This is a genomic window from Candidatus Binatia bacterium, assembly GCA_036382395.1.
In the GTDB taxonomy this organism is placed as follows: Bacteria; Desulfobacterota; Binatia; order HRBIN30; family HRBIN30; genus JAGDMS01.
In genome coordinates, this window is sequence record DASVHW010000339.1 from 1 (window position 1) to 9,081 (window position 9,081).

7 protein-coding genes are annotated in these 9,081 nt (G+C 64.6%); all 7 read right to left on the bottom strand.

The features are described from left to right. Positions 1-2,585, bottom strand: a 2,585-nt coding sequence (locus tag VF515_16275) for a pitrilysin family protein (protein ID HEX7409187.1), incomplete at its 3' end; no start/stop codon positions are given. A 47-nt stretch (positions 2,586-2,632) separates the two neighbouring features. After that, positions 2,633-3,424: an SH3 domain-containing protein gene (locus VF515_16280; protein HEX7409188.1), complete on the bottom strand. Its 792-nt coding sequence runs from the start codon at positions 3,422-3,424 to the stop codon at positions 2,633-2,635. Next, positions 3,421-5,247 carry a BatD family protein gene (locus tag VF515_16285; GenBank protein HEX7409189.1) on the bottom strand — a complete coding sequence of 609 codons (1,827 nt, stop codon included), beginning with the start codon at positions 5,245-5,247 and terminating at the stop codon, positions 3,421-3,423. The genes VF515_16280 and VF515_16285 overlap by 4 nt, the downstream gene beginning before the upstream one ends. A 74-nt stretch (positions 5,248-5,321) precedes the next feature. Beyond that, on the bottom strand, positions 5,322-6,224 hold the full coding sequence (locus VF515_16290; GenBank protein ID HEX7409190.1) for a tetratricopeptide repeat protein: 903 nt from the start codon (positions 6,222-6,224) through the stop codon (positions 5,322-5,324). Further along, a complete protein-coding gene (locus VF515_16295; protein HEX7409191.1) occupies positions 6,221-7,270 on the bottom strand; it encodes a VWA domain-containing protein in 1,050 nt (349 codons plus the stop codon). Before VF515_16295 ends, VF515_16290 begins: the two co-directional genes overlap by 4 nt. Next, positions 7,270-8,265: a VWA domain-containing protein gene (locus VF515_16300; GenBank protein ID HEX7409192.1), complete on the bottom strand. Its 996-nt coding sequence runs from the start codon at positions 8,263-8,265 to the stop codon at positions 7,270-7,272. The genes VF515_16295 and VF515_16300 overlap by 1 nt, the downstream gene beginning before the upstream one ends. Then, the coding region (locus VF515_16305; protein HEX7409193.1) for a hypothetical protein at positions 8,252-9,081 on the bottom strand (830 nt) is incomplete at its 5' end. The genes VF515_16305 and VF515_16300, both read right to left, overlap by 14 nt.

Below are 9,081 nucleotides of genomic sequence, written 5' to 3' on the forward strand. Positions count from 1 at the left end.
AGCTTGACGTAGCGTTGCGCCGCGCGTGTGGGCTCGTCCAACGGCAGGTCGAGCGTGGCGCGCGAGAGGAGACCCTGCGCGATGCTGTCCTGGCTCGATTCGGACAGTGGAATCTCCCGCAGCAGCAGCGCCTGCGCTTGCCGTAACTCATCTTCGGTGACCGGCGTTGCCTGCATGGACTTCAGGTTGCGCACGATGATGGCGCGGGCCTTCGAGACGTTGGGCGGATCGCAGGCGTAGCCCGCGATGTAGAGCCCCCGCGTTTCGTCGAGATGGAAGGAGGAAGAGACCGAGTACACCAGGCCGGTGTCCTTGCGCAGGTCGCGGTACAACCGGGTAGCGTAGAACGCCCCGCCCAGCACATGGTTCCCCAGTTCCAGAGCGTAGTAGTCGGGGCTGAAGCGGTTGAGTCCCAACGTCTCACCCAACGTGACTTTATCCTGTACCCGGCTGGTGTCCGGTACCGCGACGGTCGACGGTTTGTTTAACGGCACAGCCGCGAGGGTGGTGTTCGGCTTCGGTCCCTTGGCCTTCCAGTTGCCGAAGTACTTCTCGATCACCACTCGGGCCTGCTCCGGCGTCACGTGCCCGATGACGACGATGGTGGTCAGATCGGGCCGAAGCACCTTCTCGTAGTAGCTCCGGATGTCCCGGATCTTCAGCGCGGATATGGTCGCTGGCGTTGCCTGGCGCAGCGTTGGATCGTTCTTCGGAAACAACGCTGCGCTCAGCGCCCGACCCGTCAGATAACCCGGACTCTTCAGGCGGCCCGCAACGGAAGCGGCAAGCTGCGGGCGGATGACGGTGAACGCGTGTTCGGGCAACGCGGGATGCAGCTCGTTGTCGGCCAACAGCTCCACGGCGGGCTCGAAATGATCGCTCAAAACCTGCACCGAAAACTGGGTGCCTGCCGACTCGTTTGCACCGATGTCATCCAGAGCCTTCTGGAACGCCAGCCGGTCCAGCGATGTGGTCCCATGGGAGAAGAGCCGACCCAGTACCTCGGTGGTGCCTTCTTTCCCTCTGGGCACTTGCAGAAGGGCGTTGTGCCTGACGTGCCCGTACACACTCACCGTGTCGCTGATGGATTCGGGTTGCACGATGAGCTTGAGCCCGTTCCGCAAAGTCGTCACCAGCGGATGCACGGTGGACTCCGGGACCGACAGCCGCCCCAGTGCCTTCTTCGCCCAATCCGGCAGCTCCACCGGTTGAGTCTCCTGCGGCGCGAAGGATTCCTTGCCTCCGAAGCCCTTGGGAGAGGTGGGTACGCCCGACTGTCGCGGCGTCAGGATGGCGACGATGGCGTGGTCCAGATCCAGGTATTTTCGTGCCACTCGGTTGACATCGTCGACGGAAACCCGCTCGATGGCCCGCACGTCGTCTTCGGGGGATTCGCGCCCCTCCACTGCCACCGCCTCCGACCACGCCGTCGCGAGGCCCGATACCGAGTTCTTCTGTTGCTCGGCGTCTGCCCGTTCGTGCCGCTTCGCGGCTTCAACCAGATCCGCAGACACGCCGTTCTTCAATTCGTTGGCGACAATCTTCCGCAACTCCTGCACCAACGCCGGAGCGTCAGCACCCGCGGGAAACCCGGCTGCGGCATAGCCCACACCTGTTTTGGGGAAGGCGTTGGCGGAGAAGCCCGCAAACAGCGCCTTGCCCTCCGGCACCAAAGCGTAGAGGTTGCCCCGCTGGCTGCTCAGCACGTCGGCCAGCACCTGCATGGCGGCGGAGTCCGGGTCGTCGGATCCAGGGATGCGGAAGGAGAGCACCACCATTCCTTGGGGCTGGTCGGTGTCGAGGTTGAGACTCTCGGGTTGCACTGGTTCGAGACGCACCTCGGGCCGCGCCGGAATCTCTTTGGCCGGCAGGTCACCGAACAGCGCCTTGACCTTGGCCAGCGCCTCTTCGGGTTGCACGTCGCCCACGATCACCAGAATGGCGTTGTTCGGCGCGTACCAGGTGTCGTGGAACTGCTTCAACATCGCCCCCGTCGTCTGGTCGAAGGACGGCCGCGTGCCGAGCGCGTCGTGCGCGTAGGGTGTCCCCTTGAACAAGGCTTCGAGAAGCTTGGTGTAGAAAACATACTGCGGATTGGAGAGATCCTGCGCCACCTCCTGGTTGATGGCGCCTCGTTCATTGTCCCAAAGCTTTTCGTCGGCGAGGATGCCTCGCATGCGGAGGGACTCGATCTGCAAGGCGACGTCGAGGTCTTCTGCGGGGACGGTGAAGAAGTACTGGGTGACGGTCTGCTGTGTGTCGGCGTTGAACTGGCCACCCATGGCCGCGCTGATATTCGCCAGTTGGTTGGCTGAGAGGCCGGCACTGCCGCGGAACATCATGTGTTCCTCGGCGTGCGCCATGCCGGGTAAACCTTCCGGCGTTTCGTTCGAACCGGCGCGGTAGTTGATCACCGTGGCGACGACGGGCGCCAGTGTGTCACGCACAATGATGACGCGGAGGCCATTGTCGAGCGTGGCGCGCAAGACATTGTCCGTTTCGCCGGTTGCGTTGGCGACGCCCGACAGGCTTGGCGCACACAGGAGCAGGGCCAGCAGGCCGAAGATGTTTCGGATCTTTCGCAAGACGTACTCCGGGGCTAGAGGTTTCAGGTTTGAGATTTCAGGGTCAATCAGAGTCCCTTGAGGGCCTTCTTTTCTATCCAGCCACGGCGGCCATCGCAACGAGCCACCTCGAGCCAGTTGTCTCGCCTGTCGACCACGCGAACGAGAGAGCCCTCTTTGAGCACGAAGTGCACGGTGCCGTTCTCCGCCGGCTCGAAGCGGGTAGGCGTCTCGCCGCTGCCGACCACGACGGCTTGGCGCTGCCATTTTTCCGTGAGCAGGCGTTGCGCCAGCGAGGTGCTCGTCACGACAACCAAGAGCGCGAGCGTCGTGGCCGTATAGACTAGCCAGCGCGGCCGGCTGGGCCACAGACGGTACGTTGCCAGAGCGATCAGGAGAAGCGTGTAGACCACGCTCGTCGTCCATACCAGCCGGCCGGTGCCGATTCGGTGCGCCAGCGGGAACACCACCGTTTGCCACAGTGCGGGCACGCACGCCTCCGTTCCCGTGAGTGACTGCGCGTACGCGAGGTTGGCTGCCAGGTCGGGGTCGCCCGGGATGAACCGGTGCGCCCGTTGATAATTGAGGATGGCGTTGCCCTTCTCGCCGGCCTTGAAATAGGCGTTGCCCAGGTTGAAGTAGAGGTTGCCGCTCGCCAAGCCGGCTTGCAGAAGTTGCTCGTACTCCTGCGCCGCCGCTTCGTACTGCCCGTCCTTGTAGAGGGCGTTGGCGTGGTAGAAAGTCGTCTGCGGGCTGGACGGCGCCGGCTCAGCCGCGGCCGCTCCGTTTGTCCAGAGGAAGGGGAGGGTGAGCAGAAGAAGCGCGATGAATGGCGCGATGGGGCTCTGGCTCTTGTTCATTGCCGTCCGTTGCCGGTCCTCGCCGCTGCCGTTGGGGCCAGGCCGCGCTGGCGTTCGAGGCGGCGAACGATATCTTGCGCCAGCGACAGGGCGCCACGCATGTCGCCGTTGCTCGAGCTGGGAGCGAAGCGCACTTGCTCGCAGATGATGAAGAGTTCGGAAATGCGCTGGGCGCAGTCTTCCGCAACGTCACGGCGCGCGACCGCATCGGCGTCGATGGCGCCCGGCGGCAGGTCGAGCTTGGCAGCGAGATACTCCTGCATGGTCCGCGACACCGCATCGTAGAAGGCGGCCGGCTGGCCGCTGGCCAACGCCTTCTCGGCGAGCGCGAAGCCATGGCGTGCTTGCTTGCCGGCGCGGCTGAAGCGCGCGTAACGCACGTCACCACTCAAGCGCTGGCGGCGACGGTCGTACCAGACGGCCGCGCCGAACAGCAGGAGCGGCATGGGCTGCCAGAGCAGGAAGGCGAGGTTGCCGTACCAGGGGGCGGAGCGCGGCGACAAGCCGCCCGGGTCGTCCTTGATGTACACGATGTCGCGACCGAGCTTTTCTTCCTGGCCCACACGCGGCGCTACGCCACCGGCAAACACCTCGGAGCGTGGTGCGTTGCGTGGCGGGTGAACCACCAGAGCGATCGGCTGGCTCTGTACGGTCTCATAGCGATGAGCCTGCGGGTCGAAGTAGCTGAAACGGACGGGAGGAATGATGCGTGCGCCGGCGTCATTCGGGATCAGCACCTGCTCGAACGACTTGGCGATGGCGGTGCTGCCGGCGCCGCCATCCGCGGGCTTGCTGCCGTGCGTTTCGTACGTGCGGAAGCCGTCAGTGTTCGCCAGCTCGGGTGCGCCGGCGTCGGCAAGATTGCCGCTGCCGTTCAGCGTCATCCTCAGTGTAACCGGATCGCCCGCGGTCAGCTCCGTGGGGGCGGCCGACACCTGCAGCGTGAAGCTCCCAACGGCACCCGAAAACCCCGCCGGCTTTCCCTCCTCCGGCAACGGCAGCACGTTCAGCGTGACCGGGTCGGAATGCAGTTCGAGCGGCCGGCGCTGGGTCGAGAACGGATCGTCCTGAAAGAAGTGCTGGAAGAAGGGGTCGTTGGATAAGCCATCGCGACGGCGGCTGAGCAGGCTCAATTGCAAGCTTGCCGGGCCGATGGTCAGGGAGCCGGTGCGCAGTGGGACGACCGTCGTCTGGAAGTGCACCACTTGGTACGTCTCGCCGTCGATCACCTGCTGGCGCTGGCTGGGCTCGGGGAACTTGTCCAGGGACAGGCCGTCAGCCGCAAGGCTGGGATACTGCACATCTGCCACCCGGAGCGGGCCGACGTACAACGTGAGGTCGAGCGGCAGACGCTGGTGGAGGTACGCCTGCTGTTGGGGGAGAGACAATTCGAGCCGTAACGTCCGCGAGTTCACCGCTCCGGGTTGCGTCCCGCCGGGGTGGGTTTGTGCCTGCGGCTGGCCGGTCGCGGCAACCTCTACACTGAAACTGGCGGTTTGATAGCTCTTCCCCTGGTAGTCCACCTTGAATGGGCCCAGCGTGAAGCGTCCCGGGCGGAGCGGCATCAGCGAGTAGCGATGCTGCACAGATGAATTCACGGCGCCGTTGACGATGGAAATCTGTGTCGAGGGTCCGACGTACTGAACATCAAAGCCGTCGATGATCACGGCGGGGGCGGAAACGTTCTGCGCCCCGCTGATGTCGATGGAGAGCGTCAGCGGCTCGCCCACTTGGGCACGTTGCGGGCTGACGTTGGCGCGGATGGAGAGGTCGGCGTGCGCGGGGCGGCTGAGGAAGACGAGTACGAAGGCGAGGGCGCACACAAGGAATCCAAGGTGCCGAAGAGGCCTTTCCTCGAACCCTTGAACCCCGGAACTTCCGAACCCTGCCCCGGTCATCACCAATCCTGTGCCGGCTCGGCGACGGTGGCGCCTTGAACCTGGCGCGCGAACTCGTCGGGTTGTAGCTCGTCGTTCTTGGCGGTGTCGATCAGCGCGGCGGCCTCCTGCGGCGACATCTGATCCTGCTTCTGGCCGCCGGCTGCTTCTGGCGAGGCGGCCTGTTGCTGCTCTGCCTTCTTCTGCTCGTCGGATTTGTTCTGTGCGGCTTGCTCCTGCTGCTGCTCCTGCTCCTTTTTCCGTTCGTCCGACTTTTGTTGCTCTTTGTCCTGCTGGTTCTGGTCTTTCTGATCCGGTTGCTCTGGTTGCTGTTGATCCTTTTGTTGATCGGCCTGGTCCTTCTGGTCTTGTTGCTGCTGCTGTTTCTGCTCCTCGAGCTTCTTCTTCAGGTCTTCGATCTTCTTGCTGACGAACTCGTAGTTGAACTTGGTATCCTGGTCGCTGGGATCGGCGCCGAGGGCGCGTCGGTACGCAGCCAGCGCGCCAGCGTACGCGGTGAGTGCGTCCTGGGGTTTCTCGGCTTCGGCGGCGGCGCCCAGCCGGTATTGGGCGTTGGCGGCATTGTACGCAGTTCCGGCCGTGCGTTTGGAATCGTCATCGCCACCGCGAACACGCGAGTAGGACGCCATGGCCTCGGCGTACTTGCCGGCCTTGTAGTTGGCGTCCCCCATGTTGAAATTCAAGAGCGGTGAGTCGGGATCATCGACCAGCGCCTCTCCGTATTTGCTGATGGCCTCGTCGAACTTGCCTTGTTTGAACAAGTGATTTCCGTCGGCAATGCGGTCGCGGGTCGGGTTGAGCCAGGCAAGGCAGCAGGTGGTGGCCACCAGCAGCCTCAGCGTCTGGAACCGAAAGGAACGCTGCGCAGCGGTCGCGAAGTGGCCGCGCTCCATGCCCTTCATGCCACGCTCCTGCGCCAAGCCAACCAGCGTCGGCGTGTGGCGGCACCGATGCGCCGCCGCCGTTCACCGACCAGCGGCTCGAGGGCGAGCAGGAGCACCGCCAGCAGCAGCGGGATCTGGAAGCGCTCCTCGAAGCGCCGCTCCATGGTGCTCTTCAGCTCGCGCTTTTCCATTCTGCCGATGTAGTCATTGTAGACGACGTCGAGGCCGAGACTCGGACCCTCGGCGTGTACGTAGGCGCCGCTCGTGGTCGTGGCCACCTTCTTCAAGGATTCATCGTCGAGGTGCGACTTCACTACCTGGCCGCGGCGGTCCTTCAGAAAGCTCTGCTGGCCATCGACGGTGATGCGGATGAGATCACCGTCCGGTGTGCCGATGCCGACTGTGTAGATCTTGATGCCCTTGTCCGCCGCCTGCTTGGCGGCCTCGTCGATCTGCCCTTCGTGATCTTCGCCATCGGTGATGAGGATGAACGCTTCATGCTTGCCCTGATGCCCTTCGAAGGCTTCGATCCCTGTGGTGATCGCTTCGGCCAGTGCCGTTCCACCCTTCGGAATGATGCCAATGTCGACGGCGCGCAGGCTCTCCGCGAAAGCTTCGTAGTCGAGCGTGAGCGGGCACTGGACAAACGCGCTGCCTGCGAACGCGACCAGGCCGATGCGGTCGCCATGCAGTTGTTTGACGAGATCCTGCACCGCCAGCTTGGCGCGCGCCAGGCGGTTCGGTTTCACGTCCTCGGCCAGCATGCTGCGCGAGGTGTCGAGCGCCACGATGATGTCGATCCCTTCGCGGTGGACCTCCTCCCAGTGAAAGCCCCACTTGGGACCGGCCAGTGCCACCACCAACAGGGCCAGCGCCGCCAGAAGCATGGCGGCGCGCCACCGCTGGCGGCGCTCGTCGAGATCGGGGGCCAGGGCCAGCAGCAAGCGCGCTTCGGCGAAGCGCTCCAGCGCGGTGCGCCGCCGGCGCAGTGCCCAGACAAAAAAGACCAGGGTCGCGGGAAGCAGCGCGAGAAGCCAGAGCAGATTGGGCGCGCGCCAGTCCATCACGGAAGCTTCCGCAAGCGGGTGTGGCCCAGGCCGACCTCAGCACCCAGGAGTACCAGCGCCGGAATGACCAGCCAGGGATACAGTTCGTAGTAGTCCAGATAGCGCGGCGCGCTGAACGTGGTCTTCTCCAGGCGGTTGATCTCGCCGTAGATCTGCTGGAGGCTCGCCGTATCGGTGGCGCGGAAGTAGGCGCCGTTGGTCTTCTGCGCGATCCGCTTCAAGGTGTCCTCGTCGATGTCGACCTTGATGGGTTGGTACACCTTGTTGCCGAAGAGATCGCGCGTCGGGTAGGGCGCGAGGCCGCGGGTGCCGGCGCCGATGGTGTACACCTTGATGCCCAGCGCCTTGACCGCGTCCGCCGCGGTTGCTGGGGAAATCTTGCCCGCATTGTTCTGGCCGTCGGTGAGCAAAATGATGACTTTACTCTTGGCGTCGGAATGTTCCAGCCGTCCAGCGGCGGTGGCGAGCGCGGAGCCGATAGCCGTGCCGTCCTCGATCATGCCGATCTTGGCACGCGCGAGATTCTGCAAAAGCCAGCCGTGGTCCAACGTCAGAGGACATTGCGTGTAAGGGCGGGCGCTGAACAGGGCCAGGCCGATGCGATCACCGGCGCGTCCGGCGACGAAGTCTTTCACCACCGACTTGACGACGTCGAGCCGACTGGCACGGTGTCCGTCCAGGGTGAAGTCTTCCGAGAGCATGCTGCCCGAGATGTCGACGGCCAGCATGATGTCGATGCCTTGCCCATGGTAGGCGCTTTCCGCCTTGCCCTTTTGTGGCCGCGCCAGCGCCACGACCAGTAGTACCAGCGCCAGGCCTCGCAGCGCGTGCAGCAGCCAGCGCCAGCGCCGGACGCCGGTGTGCGGGATGGCGCGCACCACGCTGAGGGTCGGAAAACGGATGGCTGCGTCACGCTGCCTGCGCCGCTGCAACCAGAACAGCAGCGGTACGAGGACGATCAGGGCCAGCGCCCACGGATCATGCAGCCGCACGTGGTCCCTCCGAGGGCTGGCGTGCGGCTGCGGGTTGTGTTTCTTCGACGAAACGTCGCGCCGCCGTGTACGCGCCTTCGCTGTCCTGCGGCGTCGGCAAGTGCCGGGCAAACTTGACCAGATCCGCCTGCGACAAGAAGTCTGCGAGTAGCCGCCGATGCGGCGGGGCGAGCCGGCCGTCCCCGGGCACGGTGGTCAGAAACTCTTCGGTGGTCATCTCCGGCGCGCGCAAGCGGAAGCGGTCTTCCAGGTAGCGTCGCACGATGGCGGAGAGCTGAACGTAGTACTCCTCGGACTTCCCTGCTTCGATGAGGTGCCGCGTGCGCAGCTTGTTGAGCGCTGTCAGCGCCACCTCGTGCGGCGGCGGCGGGGGTAGCAGGCGCCGCCGTCGCGGGCGATTGAGGACGTAGAAGAGCCCCGCGCCGAGCAACCCCACGGCGAGGACGGCGGCGGCACCAAGGCCGTAGGGCCGCCAGTCGAACGGCACCTCCTCCGGCGGCTTGATGTCGCGGATGTCGGTGACGTCCTTCTCTTGCGTCAGCAAACTGGTGACGCCGACCAGAACCTCGTTGCCTTCGGCGTCACGCAGATCCTCGCCTGGGGTGCGGTAGCGCACCTTCGGTGCCGGTACCAGGTGGTCTCCCGTGGCGAAGATGGTCAGCGTGTACCAGCGGGCCGTGATGATTCGACCGTTCTCTTTGCGCGTGGGCAACTCCCCAAAATCACTGATAGTGAAATCACCAAGAGCACCGCTGAACACCGGGATCATAACCTCGGTGTCGGCGGTGGCCGAGACTTCCACGGTATAGCGGATCG

What these genes read in the sequence shown, in the direction of transcription:
- VF515_16280 (HEX7409188.1), bottom strand. Translation starts at nt 3,424, where the DNA reads ATGAACAAGAGCCAGAGCCCCATCGCGCCATTCATCGCGCTTCTTCTG.
- VF515_16290 (HEX7409190.1), bottom strand. Translation starts at nt 6,224, where the DNA reads ATGAAGGGCATGGAGCGCGGCCACTTCGCGACCGCTGCGCAGCGTTCC.
- VF515_16295 (HEX7409191.1), bottom strand. Translation starts at nt 7,270, where the DNA reads ATGGACTGGCGCGCGCCCAATCTGCTCTGGCTTCTCGCGCTGCTTCCC.